The 18,665-nt window shown below is 47.6% G+C and carries 22 protein-coding genes; all 22 read right to left on the bottom strand.

Going from position 1 to position 18,665, the window contains the following annotated elements; translation table 11 throughout:
* Positions 1-21 precede the first annotated feature (21 nt).
* Positions 22-558 carry a F0F1 ATP synthase subunit delta gene (locus EV146_RS15920; RefSeq protein WP_121610554.1) on the bottom strand — a complete coding sequence of 179 codons (537 nt, stop codon included), beginning with the start codon at positions 556-558 and terminating at the stop codon, positions 22-24.
* Positions 555-1,088, bottom strand: coding sequence for a F0F1 ATP synthase subunit B (gene atpF, locus EV146_RS15915; protein ID WP_132008070.1), 534 nt, complete (start codon positions 1,086-1,088; stop codon positions 555-557). The genes EV146_RS15920 and atpF overlap by 4 nt, the downstream gene beginning before the upstream one ends.
* A 221-nt stretch (positions 1,089-1,309) precedes the next feature.
* Complete coding sequence (gene atpE / locus EV146_RS15910) at positions 1,310-1,522, bottom strand: F0F1 ATP synthase subunit C (protein WP_121610552.1); 213 nt, start codon at positions 1,520-1,522, stop codon at positions 1,310-1,312.
* 68 nt (positions 1,523-1,590) lie between these two features.
* Positions 1,591-2,301: a F0F1 ATP synthase subunit A gene (gene atpB, locus EV146_RS15905; protein ID WP_132008067.1), complete on the bottom strand. Its 711-nt coding sequence runs from the start codon at positions 2,299-2,301 to the stop codon at positions 1,591-1,593.
* Positions 2,302-2,323: 22 nt separating this feature from the next.
* Positions 2,324-2,698, bottom strand: coding sequence for an ATP synthase subunit I (locus EV146_RS15900; RefSeq protein ID WP_132008064.1), 375 nt, complete (start codon positions 2,696-2,698; stop codon positions 2,324-2,326).
* A 7-nt stretch (positions 2,699-2,705) separates the two neighbouring features.
* Positions 2,706-2,927, bottom strand: coding sequence for an AtpZ/AtpI family protein (locus EV146_RS15895; protein ID WP_132008061.1), 222 nt, complete (start codon positions 2,925-2,927; stop codon positions 2,706-2,708).
* A gap of 296 nt (positions 2,928-3,223) precedes the next feature.
* The gene (locus tag EV146_RS15890; RefSeq protein ID WP_132008502.1) at positions 3,224-5,440 is read right to left on the bottom strand and encodes a S8 family serine peptidase; all 2,217 of its coding nucleotides are present in this window, start codon (positions 5,438-5,440) and stop codon (positions 3,224-3,226) included.
* A gap of 92 nt (positions 5,441-5,532) precedes the next feature.
* The gene (gene wecB / locus EV146_RS15885; protein ID WP_132008058.1) at positions 5,533-6,681 is read right to left on the bottom strand and encodes a non-hydrolyzing UDP-N-acetylglucosamine 2-epimerase; all 1,149 of its coding nucleotides are present in this window, start codon (positions 6,679-6,681) and stop codon (positions 5,533-5,535) included.
* Positions 6,682-6,736: 55 nt separating this feature from the next.
* Positions 6,737-7,366: a uracil phosphoribosyltransferase gene (gene upp / locus EV146_RS15880; RefSeq protein WP_121610546.1), complete on the bottom strand. Its 630-nt coding sequence runs from the start codon at positions 7,364-7,366 to the stop codon at positions 6,737-6,739.
* Positions 7,367-7,529: 163 nt separating this feature from the next.
* A complete protein-coding gene (gene glyA / locus EV146_RS15875; protein WP_132008055.1) occupies positions 7,530-8,771 on the bottom strand; it encodes a serine hydroxymethyltransferase in 1,242 nt (413 codons plus the stop codon).
* A 266-nt stretch (positions 8,772-9,037) separates the two neighbouring features.
* Entirely contained in the window at positions 9,038-9,604 is a 567-nt protein-coding gene (locus tag EV146_RS15870; protein ID WP_181215904.1) for a TIGR01440 family protein, read from the bottom strand.
* A gap of 63 nt (positions 9,605-9,667) precedes the next feature.
* Complete coding sequence (gene rpiB / locus EV146_RS15865; protein ID WP_121610543.1) at positions 9,668-10,108, bottom strand: ribose 5-phosphate isomerase B; 441 nt, start codon at positions 10,106-10,108, stop codon at positions 9,668-9,670.
* Positions 10,109-10,316: 208 nt separating this feature from the next.
* The gene (locus EV146_RS15860; RefSeq protein WP_132008052.1) at positions 10,317-10,757 is read right to left on the bottom strand and encodes a low molecular weight protein arginine phosphatase; all 441 of its coding nucleotides are present in this window, start codon (positions 10,755-10,757) and stop codon (positions 10,317-10,319) included.
* Between the two features lie 89 nt (positions 10,758-10,846).
* Entirely contained in the window at positions 10,847-11,395 is a 549-nt protein-coding gene (locus tag EV146_RS15855) for a manganese efflux pump MntP (RefSeq protein WP_132008049.1), read from the bottom strand.
* Between the two features lie 84 nt (positions 11,396-11,479).
* Positions 11,480-12,526, bottom strand: a complete 1,047-nt coding sequence (locus EV146_RS15850; protein ID WP_132008046.1) for an L-threonylcarbamoyladenylate synthase — start codon at positions 12,524-12,526, stop codon at positions 11,480-11,482.
* A 186-nt stretch (positions 12,527-12,712) separates the two neighbouring features.
* Positions 12,713-13,150: a GNAT family N-acetyltransferase gene (locus tag EV146_RS15845; protein WP_132008043.1), complete on the bottom strand. Its 438-nt coding sequence runs from the start codon at positions 13,148-13,150 to the stop codon at positions 12,713-12,715.
* 148 nt (positions 13,151-13,298) lie between these two features.
* Positions 13,299-13,754 (bottom strand): KGG domain-containing protein, encoded by a 456-nt coding sequence (locus tag EV146_RS15840; RefSeq protein WP_132008040.1) that lies wholly within the window; start codon positions 13,752-13,754, stop codon positions 13,299-13,301.
* Between the two features lie 289 nt (positions 13,755-14,043).
* On the bottom strand, positions 14,044-14,811 hold the full coding sequence (gene spoIIR, locus EV146_RS15835; RefSeq protein WP_132008037.1) for a stage II sporulation protein R: 768 nt from the start codon (positions 14,809-14,811) through the stop codon (positions 14,044-14,046).
* A gap of 124 nt (positions 14,812-14,935) precedes the next feature.
* Positions 14,936-15,808: a peptide chain release factor N(5)-glutamine methyltransferase gene (prmC, locus tag EV146_RS15830; RefSeq protein ID WP_132008034.1), complete on the bottom strand. Its 873-nt coding sequence runs from the start codon at positions 15,806-15,808 to the stop codon at positions 14,936-14,938.
* Entirely contained in the window at positions 15,801-16,874 is a 1,074-nt protein-coding gene (gene prfA / locus EV146_RS15825) for a peptide chain release factor 1 (protein WP_132008031.1), read from the bottom strand. The genes prmC and prfA overlap by 8 nt, the downstream gene beginning before the upstream one ends.
* Positions 16,875-17,526: 652 nt before the next feature.
* A complete protein-coding gene (locus tag EV146_RS15820) occupies positions 17,527-18,147 on the bottom strand; it encodes a thymidine kinase (RefSeq protein ID WP_132008028.1) in 621 nt (206 codons plus the stop codon).
* Between the two features lie 329 nt (positions 18,148-18,476).
* Positions 18,477-18,665, bottom strand: a 189-nt coding sequence (locus EV146_RS27730; RefSeq protein ID WP_206751982.1) for a hypothetical protein, incomplete at its 5' end; no start/stop codon positions are given.

Below are 18,665 nucleotides of genomic sequence, written 5' to 3'. Positions count from 1 at the left end.
TTTCACCCCTATCTACGAATCTTATCCTAGCAATTTGCGTTCCAGACGATCCAGCTTGCCTTTCAGGCTTCCGTCAAAAATACGGTTGCCGATGCGAAGCTTGACACCGCCCAGCAAATTGGAATCTGTAATGTTTTCAATTTGAAGCTTCTGCTTTCCAACCTTAGGTGCAAAAGCGAGAGACAATGCTTCGGCCTGTGCGTCCGTTAACGGCTGGACGCTGTAAACCCTTGCCTCGGCAATTCCCTTGGCTTCATTCGCCAATTCGATGAACTGGTCAGCCACATCGGCAATCAGTTCGGTACGATGGCGGTCCACTAAAATCAACAGCATATTTTGAACGAATGGAGTTGCGGATGTGAACGCCTGCTTTAAAAGCTCTTTTTTCTTTTCCTGTGTAAGCTTGGGAGAAGTAAGGATGGACGTAAGGCCCGGATTGTTCCCAACCACAGCTTTCACAGTACGAAGATCTTCTTCGACAGTATTGAGAAGCTGATGTTCAGAAGCAACTTGAAAAAGAGCTAGCGCATAACGCTTTGCTATTGTCGAGCTGCTCATCGTTTTTCTCCTGCCTCTATGATATATTCATTGATTAACTTTTCCTGGTCTGCGGCACTAAGTTCTTTCTCAATGACCTTAGAAGCAATCAGTACAGACAAGGAAGCCACCTGTTCGCGGATAGCGGTAACTGCCTGCTCTTTTTGTGTTTCAATCTCCTGCTTGGCAGATTGCTTGATGCGGTCGGACTCAGTGCGTGCAAGTGCAATGATCTCATCGCGCTGGACATCGCCCTGCTTCTTGGCGTTTTCAATCAGGACCTGTGCTTCCTGGCGTGCCTGCTTCAAAAGCTCACGCTGTTCTTCAAGATTCTTCTGTGCTTCAGCACGGCTTTGTTCAGCACCCTTGATTTCCCCGGCAATATGCTCTTCACGCTGTTTCATGATGCCCATTAAAGGACCCCACGCAAACTTTTTAAGCAATGCCAACAAGACGAGGAACATTACTAACTGGAATAAAATATCGCCGCCGTTGATGCCGTTATGGCTGGCGCCTTCAGCTGCGCCTAATACTAAACTGCTTGTTAACACCCTCGATTCACTCCCTTCAAGAGTCTTCCCTTTTTTAAAGGATCATGGTCCTGCCTCCGCCTCCGTCCGGGCAATGATTGAGCCCTCAGTCGGCGCTGCTTTATTCCGGCATTCCGGATAAAGCTATGTTTATATTGAACGAATGAATTTGTTAGGACATAAATGAATGGCGAAGGTTCGCTTGGAATGATCTTCGCCATTTATTAAACGAACTTCAGTTATTAGCCACCAATAACCATGAACGCGATAACAACCGCGATGATAGGAATCGCTTCAACCAAGGCAACCCCGATGAACATTGTAGTTTGAAGCTGACCTTGTGCTTCTGGCTGACGGGCAATCCCTTCAACTGTACGAGATACGATAAGACCGTTACCGATACCAGCACCCAGTGCTGCTAAACCAATTGCGATTGCTGCTGCTAAAAGACCCATTAGATAGTTCCTCCTTATTGGATAAAAAAATGATTTATTGTTTTGTTCATAAATGAACAGGTAATATATTAATGGTCATTGCTTACTTTATGGGCAAGATAAACCATTGTTAACATTGTGAAAATAAACGCCTGGATGGCTCCGACAAAGATGGAAAACCCTTGCCATGCAAGCATCGGAACGATTGCGGCCAAATGTCCGCCCACTCCGGTTGCAAGACTTGCAGCCAATAAACTTAGCAGGATTTCGCCTGCATAGATGTTTCCGTAAAGACGGAGACCGAGAGTTAGCGTATTTGCGAACTCTTCAATGATTTTGATCGGAAACATGAACCAGAACGGCTTGAAGAATTCCTTGCCGTATGCGGCTGTCCCTTTCAGCTTTACTCCATAATAATGGGAAAGCGCCACGACCATTGTCGCCAATGTCAGTGTCACGACCGGATCTGCTGTCGGTGATTTCCACCACAGTTCATTGTCGATGACGATAGAGAATGGAAGTCCAAGCATATTGGAAACAAAGACATACATAATCAATGTTATTCCGAGCACGTGGAACCTTCCGCCATCTTTCCAATCCATTGTGCTGTTGATGATTCCTTTAATGAAATCCATTATCCATTCCATAAAGTTCTGGATGCCGGTTGGATTCATCGCAAGTTTGCGAGTGGAAAGAACGGCAATAAGAAAAACAATTGCGCTGGCTACCGTAATCATTAATACGTTCGCCAGGTTGAAATCGAGCCCTAAAAATGTGTATATAGGAGCTTCATGATGCACCAGTATTCACCTCTCTTCCCCGCTATCGACGTAAATGCAAAGACTGGATAATAAAATCTATCATAATGACAAAATAGGATGTCATTAGTCCCAAAACTACGCTGATCAAGTGCACATGTCCCGGATATTCCATCGCAATCATGATGGCCAGCACTGCTGCTGCCAGCCGCGAAAGGAACCCGAGCGACCTGACCTTTGTCCCATGGACAACCGCGTCGCCAAACTTTTTCGTCCTTCTAGCAAGGAGCCACATGTTGTACAGGCTGATGCCTGTCCCAAGAATCAATCCCGCAAACACAGTCTTGTATTCCGTGAATCCCCACCCGAGAACATAGATTGACAACAAAAAAAATATGTATTTCCGCTGGCGTGTAAAAATAACCTGTATGTCTGGCATGGATGATCTATTCTCCTGAAAAGAAATGTTGGACAAGGCGCAGCATTGCGTAGATGCCTGCAGCCAGTCCGGCCAGCAATCCGAATATTAAGAAAAGTGGCCCCGCACCGCTCACCCGGTCCAGCCACCTGCCCAAAAATATCCCGACCAGAACCGATCCGGCCAGTTGGGAAACGATCGCCGACATTAATGCCATCGCCTGAAAAGGGTGACGGTTATTTTGACGCATGTACAGCATCTCCCATCCTGAAGAATGGAACAGCCTGAGCCTGCATAATACACAGAAAAAATAAGGTGATCATTCAAAAAAAACTTGCTTTTCTCCAGTGAAAACCTTATCATTTATACCCTTTGTAAGCATACAATAGGCTCTTGTCAATGTCAATTCCTTTTAGCGAAAAAGTTCACATACTTTTCAATAAAAATACCCTCCTTAATCAATAGACTCTTAATCTATTCCTTCCGCTGTTTTTACAAGGGCAGGTATACCGAAAAGTGCAGGGGAGGTCCGCTCTCCCCTGCAGTTTATTCCTCTTTCGATGGAGCTATATAGATAAAGGTTTCCAGCTTGTCCTCCCTGCCGGCTTTCTTGACAAAAACCTTCGCAAGATAGCCGCCTTCCCCCGGGAGTCTGTCCTGACTGATTTCCTTCTGCCTGAGTCCCCTCTTCAGATTCCTTCCCCAGTCAAGATAACCAATAAATCTTAACTGTTCGGGATCAAACAATGCGATGCCAAATTCATCGGCACCTCCCGGCAGGTATACTTCATACCTGTATGTTCCCGGCTTATCAGCAGGAGCAAAGGCAAAGCCCATCACCCGCGGGTAGTCCGGCTCCTCCATTACATATAGATAAGGAATCCTGATGGGTCCCCCCCCGGCATTGACCTCCAGAAATCCATCGTAGATCTTCTGTCCAAAAGCCTTTGGGTCAACTGTCATGCCTATGGACACTTTCCTTCTTTCCCCGGGCCCTAGTTCAAAAGCAAGCGGAAGCTCCCAGTCCAGGCCATCCTCTCTTTTAGGAGTGGAAAAAGAGTACCTTTTTACTGTGCTCCCATGATTTTGAATTTCAATAGTAGCTTTATGCCTGGGCATTCGCTCCGAAAACCGGAACCTTCCAAATTGCAGAGAGCCCGGAACCACGAGGGTTTCAGCGGCTGCGGCTTTTTCCGACTGAATTCTTCCAGCTCCCTGTTCAAAGGTACGGTACTCCCGGCCATCCCGGTCTTTTATCTGCAAAGCGGTATTCATAAGAGCGGCTTTGATTTGGGCAGGCTCCCAGTCTGGATGCGCCTGCTTGACTAAAGCACAGGCCGCAGCAACATGGGGGGCCGCCATACTTGTCCCCTGTAGTGCCAGATATCCTCCGGGAATGGTGCTTTTGATAGCAACCCCCGGAGCCAGGACATCGGGCTTGATCTCCCAGGTTGTTGTTACGGGGCCGCGCGAACTGAAGTCGGCAAGAAAATCTTTTTCTTCCTTCGGCTCGATTCTTCCTGTGACTGTTTCTTGTTCAATAACCTTTTTCAGCCTCTCCCCTTCCTCTTTTGTAATAGAGGCAACTGGGATTTCCAGACCCCCTTCCAAATTTCCTGAAAAGCGGCCTTTCGTATTATTGTAGATGATTACTCCCCGGGCACCGGCTTGATAGGCATTTTTAGCCTTTTGTGTAAAAGTGAGCTTCCCTCTTTGGATCAGCACCACTTTTCCTTCGGCATGACGGAAATCTTTTTGGCGTCCAATCCCTGCATCAGCCAATTGCAGATTCCTGTCCATCTTCCACTCCTTGGAACCCTGGAGGAGTTCCAGCCTGATTTTATCCGGACTTCCTGAAGCAACTAGATAGGGAATGGAAAGGGGAGGAGTCGATGCCCCTACGGAAATTGCCTTTGATGCAGTGCCCGGCGACCCGACACTCCACCTCCCCGGGCCGGAATTCCCTGAAGATGTTACAGCTGTGATCCCTTTTTCAACCGCTTTGTTGAGTGCAAGGGAAATCGGCAGGTCAGGGCCATTTATATCATTGCCAAGAGACAGGTTGAGGACATCCACTTTGTCCTCAATAGCCTCGTCAATGGCGGCAAGAACCTGCTCCGTGGTCCCCATTCCGCCCGGGCCGAGCGCCCGATAGGCAATGATCCTGGCATCTGGAGCAAGCCCGGTTATCCGGCCATTGGCCGCAATAATCCCCGCAACATGCGTGCCATGCAACGTCCCACCCGCCCCTTTTGTTTCCATTGGGTCCTGATCTCCATCCACAAGGTCACGCCCGCCTGCATAGCTTCGATGAAGGTCGGGATGTTCATAGTCGATTCCTGTATCAATGACCCCGATCCGGATTCCCTTTCCTGTCAGCCGCCTCCCTTTGCTGTCGAAGATGCTCCGTACCTCCTCGCCGCCGATCAAATCCATATTTTCCTCCCCGGCAGCTCTGTAGGTCTGAACCGGCGACACCAGCTTTATGTCAATCTGCCTCATCCCTAACACTTTATTGAGAGGACCTTCGACGGAATACCCAGTCAATGCATGCTTAAAGATCCTTCGAAGCTTTACATCCGGATACTTCGCCAAAACTGTCCGGATTTCCGAAGCGCTTTGCGGCTCCTCTGTCAGGACGATGGCCACCGTCCGCTCTGTGCTGTTTTCCCCCGGAATGGGAGGGTGGTTCAGCTTTGCCGGCCCGGAAGCTGTCAGCACCAATAGGGACAGCAACGCTCCAATACCGATTATTTTCCGCATCATGGCACCCCTTTTTTGCTTAGAGTAATCCATAAACAGAAAACTATGCAGCGCATACAGAAAAGGCACCCCATAACGAGGTGCCCTGATGTTTATTCCGGTCGGTAAGCTTCCGGTCTTTTATCGTTTTGTTTAAAATAATACAGGATGGCGGAAGCAATTCGTTCGGAAGCAAGCCCGTCTCCATAAGGATTGACTGCCTTTGCCATTTTTTCGTAGGAGGCCCTGTCTGTCAAAAGCTCCGTGGCCATCTCGTAAATCGGCTGCTCCTCATTCCCCGCAAGCTTCAAAGTGCCTGCTTCAATCCCTTCAGGACGTTCTGTTGTATCGCGCAGGACAAGGACTGGCACGCCCAGTGAAGGGGCTTCCTCCTGAACACCGCCTGAATCAGTGAGAATCAAATGGGCACGGGAAGCAAAGTTATGGAAATCAATCACATCAAGCGGCTCGATCAGGTGAATTTGCGGGTCATCCCCCAAGACATCATCCGCAATCTCACGCACAACGGGATTAAGATGAACTGGATAGACAACCTGTACGTCTGGCTGTTCATTGACAATCCTCTTGATGGCCCGGAACATATTCCGCATAGGTTCACCAAGGTTTTCCCGGCGATGGGCCGTTAGCAGGATCAACCGGTCATTTCCCAGCATATCCAGAACTTCGTGGGAATAAGACTCCTTAACCGTAGTTTTCAATGCATCGATGGCTGTGTTTCCCGTAATGAAAATGGTTTCTTCACTTTTATTTTCACGAAGAAGATTGTCTGCGGATTTAGATGTCGGCGAAAAATGAAGGTCCGCTATAACCCCCGTCAGCTGGCGATTCATTTCCTCAGGGAACGGCGAGTACTTGTCCCACGTCCGAAGCCCTGCTTCCACATGCCCTACCGGAATCTGATTGTAAAAGGCGGCCAGCCCGGCCACAAAAGTTGTTGTTGTATCGCCATGGACAAGGACGATATCAGGCTTTACCTCCTTCATGACCCCGTCGAGGCCTTCGAGGGCTCTTGTGGTAACACCGACAAGAGTCTGGCGGTCCTTCATGATATTGAGGTCATAATCCGGGACAATCCCAAAGATATCGAGTACCTGGTCAAGCATTTGCCGATGCTGCGCAGTCACCGTTACGATCGATTCAAAATGTTCCTCCTGCTTTTGCAATTCAAGAACAAGCGGAGCCATTTTGATTGCCTCTGGCCTCGTCCCGAAAACGGTCATCACTTTGATTCTGGAGTTCAAGAAAAAGCACCCCTATCTCATTAATGGCGAATGTCTTTCTTTTGCTGCCTAAAGTTTACTTCGTTCCAAACAGACGGTCGCCTGCATCTCCAAGACCCGGCACGATATAGCCGTGATCGTTCAGCTTCTCGTCAAGGGCCGCAATATAAATATCAACTTCCGGATGAGCCTTCTGCAATACTTCTACTCCTTCAGGAGCGGCAATCAGGCACATGAATTTAATCTGCTTCGCACCGCGTTTTTTCAGGGAATTGATCGCTTCAACCGCAGAACCGCCGGTTGCAAGCATCGGGTCCACGACGATAAAATCGCGCTCCTCGACATCACTTGGGAGCTTTGCATAATATTCAACAGGCATTAGCGTCTCAGGATCGCGGTAAAGGCCGATATGCCCTACCTTTGCAGCAGGAATCAATTTTAGGATGCCGTCAACCATGCCGATCCCCGCGCGCAAAATCGGAACAAGGCCGATTTTTTTCCCGGAAAGAACCTTGGATGTTGTCTTCTGTACAGGAGTTTCAACCTCAAAATCCTCTAACGGCATGTCGCGGGTAATTTCGAATGCCATCAAGGTAGCTACCTCATCGACAAGCTCGCGGAATTCCTTTGTGCCTGTGTTTTTATCACGGATATACGTCAATTTATGCTGAATTAAAGGGTGATCGAATACAAATACCTTTGCCATGTGAATCTCTCCTTTTAAAGGGTGGAATTTTTAAATTTATGTACCTAAAACATCGGTTTACACTTCGTCTAATTTTACAGAAAAACGACATCAAGAGCAACCTATGGCTTTTTTTCATAAAAATGGCGGTCTCCCAAAAGAGACCGCCATACTTTGTCGTGTTTTACAGTTCTGGGTAAAGCTCGAATCTCGCTGTTAAAGCTTCCACTCGCTGCTTTGCTTCTTCCAGCTTCGCTTCATCTTCATGGTTTTTCAATGTGAAAGCAATAATGGAGGCAATTTCGTCCATTTCCTCGGCACCAAAGCCACGGCTCGTCACAGCTGCTGTACCGATGCGGATGCCGCTCGTAACAAATGGGCTTGCTGGATCATAAGGGATCGTATTTTTATTGACTGTAATTCCGATATCATCAAGAACCTTCTCAGCCACTTTACCTGTCAGGTCCAAAGAGCGTGTGTCAATCAGCAGAAGATGATTGTCCGTTCCGCCTGAAACAAGGGTAATTCCTTCTTTTTGCAGGCCTTCTGCCATGCGCTTGGCATTGGCGATGATATTGGCAGCATACTCTTTGAAGCTGTCCTGAAGCGCTTCTCCAAAAGCAACAGCTTTTGCAGAAATCACGTGCATCAGTGGTCCGCCCTGAATTCCAGGGAAAATGGACTTATCGATTTTCTTGCCGAATTCCTCACGGCAAAGGATCATGCCGCCGCGCGGACCGCGAAGTGTTTTATGCGTTGTCGTAGTGACAAAGTCTGCATAAGGTACTGGATTCGGGTGAAGCCCCGCAGCTACCAGTCCGGCAATGTGAGCCATGTCCACCATCAGGTAAGCACCGACTTCATCAGCAATTTCACGGAACTTTTTAAAATCGATTTCGCGAGGATATGCACTTGCACCGGCAACAATCAGCTTCGGCTTATGCTCAAGCGCCTTTTGGCGCACATCTTCGTAATTGATGCGGTGGCTGGTTTCATCCACTCCGTATTCCACGAAATTGTACTGGACACCACTGAAGTTGACTGGGCTTCCGTGTGTTAAATGGCCGCCATGGGACAGGTTCATCCCAAGAACGGTATCACCCTGTTCAAGAATCGTAAAATACACAGCCATATTAGCCTGGGCACCAGAATGCGGCTGAACATTGACGTGCTCAGCGCCAAAGATTTCCTTTGCACGATCGCGGGCGATGTCTTCAACGATATCGACGTATTCGCATCCGCCATAATAACGCTTGTTTGGATAACCCTCTGCATACTTATTGGTCAGTACTGATCCCTGTGCTTCCATAACCGCTTCACTTACAAAGTTTTCAGAGGCGATCAACTCGATTTTTGTCCGCTGGCGTTTCAATTCCTTTTGGATTGCCTCAAAAACCTGGCTATCTTGCTGTGAAAGATGCTTCATTCTATTATCCCCCTCTTATTTGTCTGGTGCCGAAAATTATGTATTGCCACGACTTCGTTTGAAAATTCTTTTTTATTGTATATGAACTTTTTGTGAAAAGAAAGACCTGAAACCAAAGAGATTAAATGGAAGCGGTTGCTTTTATCATTTATTAAAAAGATTGCTTTTAACCTGGAAGTTGAGCTTAAATCTGGAAATCTTTTTATCTTTTTTTAAGTGCAAAAATGCTTTCCACCAAAAGAAAAAAAGCCCCGGAATAGAGCTTTTTAACAGGACTGATTTTCTTTTGTAGGCTCATAGACCGCCCTGGCCCCGCCGATCAGCTTTGGCCGGGTGGTCGCAAGCGTGACATAGGCCTCTCCAATCGTCTTTTGCGTGACTCGCAGCGGAACAGCAACATGCTTGAGGTGCATGCCAATGAGAGTGCTGCCAATGTCGATGCCCGCATCACCCTTGATGAACTCGACTACAGCAGGGCTGTCCAGATTGGCATAGGCATAGCTCGCCATGGCGCCCCCGGCTGTACGGACCGGGATGACCGTCACTTCTTCAAGCTGCCGGCTTTCAGCAAGCTCCCTTTCAACGACCAGCGCCCTGTTCAGGTGCTCGCAGCACTGAAAGGCAAGCTGAACCCCTGTTTCTTCCCGAAGCTTTCGAAGCTGGCGAAAAATCATGGCAGCCGCTTCTTCGGTTCCGGAAGTGCCGATTCTTTTTCCCGAAATTTCACTTGTACTGCAGCCGATCACCAGCACATGCCGGTGAGTGAGCTCAACCTGTTCCTTGAATTCTGAAAGGATAAGGCTGAATTCTTCTTCCCATTTTTGGGTCATCATCAGATCCTCCTAACTTCAGGTCCTGCAGGATGACGTTTGCATGATCCAAGTATCCTTAGCAGCTTATTTATTTTCGTACTGAGCAATCTTTCCGATCCGGTTTGCGTGGCGTCCGCCTTCAAATTCCGTTGCAAGCCAAGTGCCGGCAATCTCCCTGGCAAGGCCTGGCCCGATTACCCGTTCTCCCATGGCAATCATATTGCTGTCATTATGCTGACGGGTCAATTTAGCGCTGTACACATCATGGACGAGGGCACAGCGGATGCCTTTGACTTTATTGGCGCTGATGCTCATGCCAATGCCAGTCCCGCAGATTAGGATGCCCCTGTCAAACTCGCCGTTTGCCACTTTTTCCGCAACAGGCAGTGCATAATCTGGATAATCAACGGATGTTTCACAATCACAGCCGAAATCCTCATACTGAATGCCCATTTCGTCCATCAAACTTTTAATCTCTTCACGGATATTGATGCCGCCGTGATCCGAAGCAATTGCTACTCTCATTTTCAATTCCTCCTGTATGAATACCCGGTTGGCCGAGCTCTAAATTCTCCCCTTATTTTCTCACAGTCATGTAAAAATAGAAAGAAAACTGTGGTCATTCCGGCAAAGAAAACGGAAACAAATAAAACCGCCCTCCTTCCTGCAGCCTGCCATCAGGTGCGGAATTTTGCGGCGGTCTTCTTTTAGGTTTCCATGGCATCTCTGCAGGTCAGGAATCTATTTTATAGAGAATTCCTTCAATCGCATCCTTGATTTCGCCGTATGCCGCCCGGTACATTTCTAGGCTGCCTCCAAACGGGTCGCCGATGTCCGCAAATCCATCTCCACCTGCAAATTCCTTCAGGGTAAAGGTTTTGGACTCCACCTGCGGAAAGTGGCTGATCACTGCCCCTTTATGGCCAGCGGTCATGGTCAGCACCAGATCTGCCCAGTCCACTTCCTGTCCTGACAGCAGCGTTGATTTATGGTTCATTGCTATATCGTTTTCCTCCAGCACCTTTTTTGCATTCAGAGAAGCATCACTGCCATTGACTGCATATACACCAGCTGACCGAACTTCCACGCCAGGAAGGTTCTTGCTTTTCAGGATTGCCTCGGCCATCGGGCTGCGGCATGTATTTCCGGTGCATACAAATAAAACCCGTTTCATCCGTCTGCCTCCTCATAATCGTTTACCCTATTATACCTGCTTTTTAAAATCATTAAAAAAAGACACCACATTCCGGCGTCCCTACTCCACTATAGCAGCAGCTTTAAACCAAAGGCCAGCAGGATGCTCCCTCCCAGCGCTTCGCTGTATGGCCCGATCCACCCTTGGACGCGACGTCCCAGGAGCAGGCCGCACCAGGTCAGAACGGTTGCAGCGAAACCGAAGCAGACAAGCACCAGCAATGTCTTTGCTCCATATATCCCAAGGGTAAGGCCCACCGAAAAGCTGTCAAGGCTTACACTCAAAGCAAAAAGCAACAGCCCCTTGCCCATCGGCTTCACCAGGCTTGATTCATCATCTTTAAAACCGGACCAGATCATCTGGACACCCAGCATAATCAGCAGGAGGCCGCCAATATATCCTGCTACAGTTCCAAATTGTTCAGATAAAAACCGCCCGGCAATCATGCCTGCGAGCGGCATCCAAACATGGAAAATGCCAATAGTTACACCGATTTTCAGGATTTGCCTTTTTGAGAGCCTGAACATTCCCATGCCGAGACCGACAGAAAAAGCATCCATACCCAGCGCAAAGGCCATTAACATGAGGGTTAGGATTCCCCCGAGCAATGCTTCCATAATTTTAGCCCCCCTGGACTTCCTTGGACTTGCTAATTCAGCATATGCATGTCCCCCAGGGTTTAGAAGCATTTTTAACCAGGCTTATTTCATCATGATAATGGGTGAACCTGAAGCCTTTGAGAGCCTGTTCATGATGGCCGTGCCTACTCCGCTCTCCGGGAAGACCTCCCCAAAAATGATATCGACGCTGCTTTCATTAAACGCTCTTAACGTATCATAGAGAGCTTCCGCCACTGTTGCCAGTGCATCGCGCCGGCCACAGGAAATGATCACATCCGCCTGGTAGCGCGCTTCATTTTCCACTGTTGTCAAAACGCCTACCTTTTTGCCTTCTGCTTGTTTTCCACCGATCAGGCTCTGGATCTGCTCAACACTTCCATCCACAAGGAAAAGCGGAGCATTCGGGGCATAATGCCGGTATTTCATTCCTGGTGCCTTAGGTGCTTTTTGGGGGTCTGAAAGAGCCGGGTCTGTCCTGATTTGCCCGATTGCTTCCTGGAGCTGCTCTTCGGTAATTCCGCCTGGCCTAAGGATGACCGGAAACTCCTCCGTGCAATCCACTACCGTAGACTCCACTCCTACTCCCGTCGGCCCGCCGTCCAGGATGCCGGAAACCCGTCCATCCAAGTCAGATCGAACGTGCTCTGCAGTCGTAGGGCTCGGGCGGCCGGACAAATTGGCACTTGGGGCTGCAATCGGAAGCCCCGATGCCTCAATTAGAGCAAGGGCAACTGGATGGTCCGGCATTCTGACACCAACAGTCGAGAGTCCGGCTGTCGCCAGTTCGGACAGGACCCCTTCTTTTTTTTCCAGAATGAGCGTCAGCGGGCCTGGCCAGAATCTCTCCATTAAGGTTTTCGCTTTTGCAGGAATATCTTTAATGAAATCTTCAAGCTGTTGTTCATGAGCTATATGAATGATCAGCGGATTATCAGCAGGCCTTCCCTTTGCTGAAAAGATTTTCGATACCGCTTCATCGCTTTGTGCATTTCCACCTAATCCGTAAACGGTTTCAGTCGGCAGGGCGACCACTTCATTCCTCTTCAGCAAATCCGCTGCCTTGGTGATTTGTGGATATGTGATTAAATTATCCACATTTTTATCCACCTTCCACATTTTCGTCTGCATACTTGTCCACCTTCTATTTTTGGGAAAATTGTCCCCAAACTAGTTCATTCATCCTTGCTTTTATAAGGATTTCAATAATAATTTCTATGAAAGTATAAAAGAAGAATTTAGTGAAGACAAGTTTTACCCACAAATTGTGGATAAAAAAGTGGATTACGTGGATAACTTTGTAGACATATCCACATTTTACATGGGCAGCTCCATAATTATTGAGTTATCCACATTTAAAACCTGATGTAAATGATGATTTTCCCTAATCTCAGGCGGGACATCATCCACAGCCTGAAATCCAAATCCCCTAAAAAACGTCACCGCACTCTCCTTGTTGGTGACCAGGTACACAGCTTTCAATTTTTTGTTTTCCGCTATTGAAATGACCCGGTCAAACAAAAGAACAATTTCGGACTGAGTGGTCCCTTGGGAAACAACGAAAGATCGGAGCATCCCAACAGTTCCTTGCGGTTCAATCCCAACGCACGCTTTCAATTCACCGGTCTTGGTTTCCAGCAGGGAATAGTAATCTATTGAATCCTGTATCCCTTCTGCATTCAGATTTGCTTCTAATAGGAACGACTCCAGTTTTTTCATATCCTTTGCTTCTGCCTTGCGGATTGTTTTTTCCATCTTCCCCCACCTCAATTAATCGGATTCTATTATATGCATATGTAGAAGGAGGGGAAGTAGAACCCATTGGAAGATTTAAAATAAAATGTGAAAGCCCGCGGCACATCAGGCCGCGGGCTGTTTTTCTTCCATTTTCATATATCTGCTATTATTTGTCGTTGTTGTTACGGGAACGGCCGCCTTTTTCTCCGATTTCCTCGTAGAATTCCTCCCCATGTTTTTCAGAAGTGGCTTCGCCGCCTTTTCGGCCGATTTCCTGATAGAATTCCTTATCATGATTTTCAGCTGTGGCTTCGCCGCCTTTTTTACCAATCTCTTGGTAGAATTCTTCTCCATGGTTTTCAGCTGTAGCCTTGCCACCTTTTTTACCAATCTCCTGGTAGAATTCCTTATCATGGCTCTCAGCTGTGGCTTCGCCGCCCTTTTTACCAATTTCCTGATAGAATTCTTTGTCATGATTTTCCGCTGTAGCTTCGCCGCCTTTTCGGCCAATCTCCTGGAAAAACTCTTTGTCGTGATTCTCTGCTGTAGCTTCTCCGCCCATACGGCCGCGCTCTTCACGTGACATTTTATCATCATTATTATTGTTTTTTCTGTTTGCCATGATCTCTCATCTCCTTGATTCTAGTAAGTTTTGTTGTTACACTCTAACATTAGCCGCTTTAGCCTAGCTTCAAACACTTGAAAAGAAACTGTAACATTGCTGTTCTTTGTTTGTAAAAATAGTGGAAAAAAAGGCGGTGTTTTTTCCTCTAAACCCATTATCTACCAGTAACTTGTAAGTAGTATTTTCCTACCTTCTCAATATAGAACACAGAGTGCACCCGTCATTGCAGTAAAGCACCGCGCGTGCACCCCATAGAAAAACCAGCCTCCTGTGGCTGGTTTTTTGTTTAACTAAATATTTTATTCCAGATATCCACCAGGAAGAAACGAACTTCCGCAGGTTCTTCATCATTTGCCTCGTATAACGGCGCCTTTTCTTCCTGCGTTTCAGTTTTCACCTGATTCTCTTCTGCTAGTTTAGTTTCAGTTGAAGCTTCATTTTTATCCTGGATCTTTTCCACGTTTTCCGCTTTTCCCGCCTCGCTTTGTTCTGCACCGCCGATTTTTCTGCCCTCATTGCCTTCCTGCTCGTCCTCGAAGCCTTCGCTCGTTGCCTCGCCATTTGAGAAATCAAGGAAACACAATGGCGGATACAGCACGCACCACCAATTGGCGCCTTTGCCTTCTCCCAGTGTAATCAAAATCGCTTCATACTCGCCTGCCGGATAAAGAAACTGTCCATAAAGCTTAGTCGGGAACTCTACCTTTCCAAACTCTGTTTTAACTGATTGACCTGATCCTTGAGAGGCTACGACTTCTTCCGCAATTTTCTGAATCTCCGGCAGTCTTGACTGAATCAGTGCCCGTGCATCCTCCATGGAAGTTAAATCTTCCACCCATTTCGTAATTTCTGCATTGACTGCATCCCTGACCAGCCGTTTCACTTCCTGATCCTTGGACGAGTCACTGTCCGCGAGAATCCTCAGCCTGATTGCCTCGCTTGGGATCACCATTGGATCCTTAGCCGTAGCTTCATTTTGGGGCATATATAAACTTAAAATCGTTGCCAGACATAATAAAATAAGATAAAGTTCAGCAAGCATTTTCTTTTTCATTTTCCAGCACCATCCCTTCACTAGTCACAGTGTGGACAGATTGCTAGATTCTTAAACTAGTAAATTTCAAATTATTTTCAAGATAAAAAATACCCCCGAATCCAATTCAGGGGCAGGCACTATACTATCCATTTTTAGTACCAATCAGCGCAAAAACCATCCGGTCCTTGCCGTTGATATCGTTGACTACTTCTACCTGTGCCTCAGAAAAGGTCTCCTCTAGCATGGCGGAAACTGCTGCTCCCTGCCCAGCGCCAATTTCAAACGCAACAAGACCCTTCTCCTTCAGCACCAGCGGCAGCTCTTCCATGAACCGTCTGTAAAGATCCAGCCCGTCCTCACCAGCAAACAGGGCTAAGTGCGGCTCGTGATCGGTGACCACTTCAGACATCCAGGACTGGTCGCCAACCGGGATATAGGGAGGATTTGAAATGATGGCATCATACCGCGTTCCTCCTGCTATCAATGGCTGCAGCAGATCTCCCTGTATAAAAGTGATATCCGCGCCAAGCCAGCTGGCATTTTTTTTGGCCGTCGCCAGGGCTGCTTCAGAAAGATCCGTCGCGGTCACATTTAACGCTGGCCTCTCCAGCTTTAAGGTGACGGATATCGCCCCGCTTCCGGTTCCAATATCAGCAAGCTCCAGTTCCTCTCCTCCAGGGAACAGAGCCTCGAGGCGCTCGAGCGTTCCGACAATCAGTTCCTCGGTCTCCGGGCGGGGAATTAGAACCGAACTGTTCACTTCAAAGCTCCGTCCGTAAAATTCCTCAAAGCCGATAATGTACTGAACAGGCACCCCTTCCCCATGCTGAAGTACAGCCTTTTCAAAGTCTGCCCATATTTCCGGAGCGAGTTCTTCGCGCATTTCCGCAAACAGGCTGGCACGGCTCAGTCCGGTAAAATGGCGGAGGAGTATCTCGCCTGCATTGTCGTCCCGCTGTTTTTCTTTTAAAAAAGAAGAAGCCCAGTTCAGGGCTTCATATATTTTCTTACTCATTGGTTGCACTCTCAAGTCTGCTGGATTGGTCTTCCATAATCAGTGCCTCGATGATCTCATCCATTTTCCCTTGCAGAATCTGGTCAAGCTTTTGGATGGTCAAGCCAATGCGGTGGTCAGTCACCCGGTTTTGCGGGAAGTTATACGTACGGATCCGTTCAGAACGGTCCCCAGTCCCAACTGCGGATTTACGTACCTGATCATATTCTGCTTGCGCTTCCTGCTGAAATTTATCATAGACACGGGCACGAAGCACTTTCATCGCTTTATCTTTATTTTTATGCTGGGATTTTTCATCCTGGCAGGATACCACAATTCCAGTAGGGATGTGTGTTAGACGAACGGCTGACATTGTGGTGTTAACGCTCTGTCCGCCGGCTCCGCTGGACGCAAATGCATCAAAACGGATATCTTTGTCATGAATCTCCACTTCAACATCTTCCGCTTCCGGAAGGCAGGCAACTGTGGCCGTCGACGTATGGATCCGGCCGCCGGATTCTGTTTCCGGAACACGCTGGACACGGTGTGCGCCATTCTCAAACTTCATTTTAGAATACGCACCATTTCCATTAATCATAAAAATAATTTCTTTGAAGCCGCCGACACCAGTCGAGCTGGCTTCGATTACTTCCGTTTTCCAGCCTTGCGATTCAGCAAAACGGCTGTACATGCGATACAAGTCGCCGGCAAACAGCGCAGCCTCATCTCCACCCGCAGCACCGCGGATTTCCATAATAACGTTTTTGTCATCATTCGGGTCCTTTGGAATCAATAGGATTCTCAGGCGTTCTTCAAGCTCCTCAATTTTATCATTGAGCTCGGAAATTTCATCCTTCACCATTTCCTTCATCTCGGCATCCAGCTTTTCCTCAAGCATAGCCTTTGCCTCTTGATACTGCTCTTTCGTTTCTTTATATTCCCGATAAGCCTGCACTGTCTCCTGAATATCAGACTGCTCCTTGGAGTACTCACGCAGCTTATTTGGATTATTAACAATTTCAGGATCACTCAGCAGCTCATTCAGCCTTTCATAACGATCCTCAACAGCTTGAAGACGATCAAACAAAGTCATTCACCTCATATTATTTATATTAAAAACGTTCCATTTGAACCCTATAAATTTTCGTCCATAACATTCTAATTATAGTATAGGCATAATCAAGCGTCAAAACCAAATCTAGCAAGATTACGCAACACTTTTTGAAAATTTACAGGCCTTATTGGACAGTACCTTGGGCAGGATCAATCCAACGCCTGCTGGTGAAAAATAACCTGCCATGGACCAACCCATTACCCGCTGATGAAAAATAAAACGGACTGGTCGGTAAATAAATCCGCCTTTTTGAAACATAAAGTACCTTTTACCAAAAATAAATGGCTCATTTTGAAATATATCCTGCCCCGGGTCAATCAACTGCCTGCTGTTGAAAAATAAATGCCGTTCTTTGAAAAATAAAATGAGCAGTTTGATTAACAAATCCACTGAATTAAAAAATATAATACCATTTTTGAAAAATAGACGGGTCCTTTTGAAAAATAACCTGCAACGGACCAACCCATTGCCTCTGGTTGAAAAATAAATTGCCTTTTTAAATAATCAACCTCTTGAGAAATTCCTGGATAAAACAGCTTCCTGAGCCAAACAGATTTCCTTTACTAAAACTTATATGCTGCCAACACGATAAAAAGCCAGCCCCAAAAGGAACTGGCTTCGTAATTTAGATGCTATCTGTTTTCTGGCCGATTTTTTCAAGGCCTTTTGGTGCTTTTGGCACTTCATGATGATGCCGGCAGCGCGGTTCATAGGATTCAGAAGCGCCCACAAGGATGACGGGATCGTCATAAGAGGCCGGCCTCCCATCGATGAGCCGCTGGGTGCGGCTTGCAGGGGAACCGCAAACAGCGCATACAGCCTGCAGCTTGGTCACTTGTTCTGCAACAGCCATCATTGCAGGCATTTGCCCAAATGGTTCACCACGAAAATCCTGATCAAGGCCAGCAAGGATGACTCGGTGCCCGCTGTTAGCCAAATGCTGGGCCACCTGGACGATCTCTGCATCAAAGAACTGGGCCTCATCAATGGCAATTACATCAATCTCAGCATTAATATGCTGGAAAATATCCGTGGATCGGGCAACTGGTATTGCAATAACGGATGTGCCATTATGGGACACAACTGCTTCTTCACTGTAACGGTTATCTATTAACGGTTTGAAAACGGCGATTTTCTGCTTGGCAAATTGAGTTCTCCTCACTCGGCGTATCAATTCCTCCGATTTCCCGGAAAACATGCTGCCGCAGATTAACTCGATCCAGCCGCTATGCTTCATCACATACATGGGAACGGCCTCTCCTTCCTTGCAATTGCTCATTTGTCTCGCTTTATGAACGCGCGATCCTCTGTTAACCTTAGTAATCTCCAGCTTTTAAGCACCTAATCAGACAATCGCCTGCATAGTGCCTGCGGGCGCTCAAGGCGCTTCCGCTTTTTATTCAATCCAGCTCCAGCGCCTAGCCCCTCGAGCGCTTCAATCGAGCAGTTGAAGTCAAAGAACGACTTCCTCTGCTGGATCTCCGACGGACAGGATGTCCTAGTGCCGACGTCGCCACAGGACGTGGCGTTCTTAGTCGGCCACCGCTTGTCGGACTTGCACAGGATGTGCTGACGTCAATGTTCGCCACAGGACGTGGCGGCTTTTAGTTGACGTTCCTTTTCTCTCAATCCAGCTCCAGCGCCTAGCCCCTCGAGCGCTTCAATCCAGCAGTTGAAGTCAAAGAACGACTTCCTCTGCTGGATCTCCGACGGACAGGATGTCCTAGTGCCGACGTCGCCACAGGACGTGGCGTTCTTAGTCGG

This window comes from Mesobacillus foraminis, assembly GCF_004340465.1.
GTDB classification, from domain to species: Bacteria; Bacillota; Bacilli; order Bacillales; family Cytobacillaceae; genus Mesobacillus_B; species Mesobacillus_B foraminis.
This window is presented reverse-complemented; position numbering and strand designations above follow the sequence as displayed.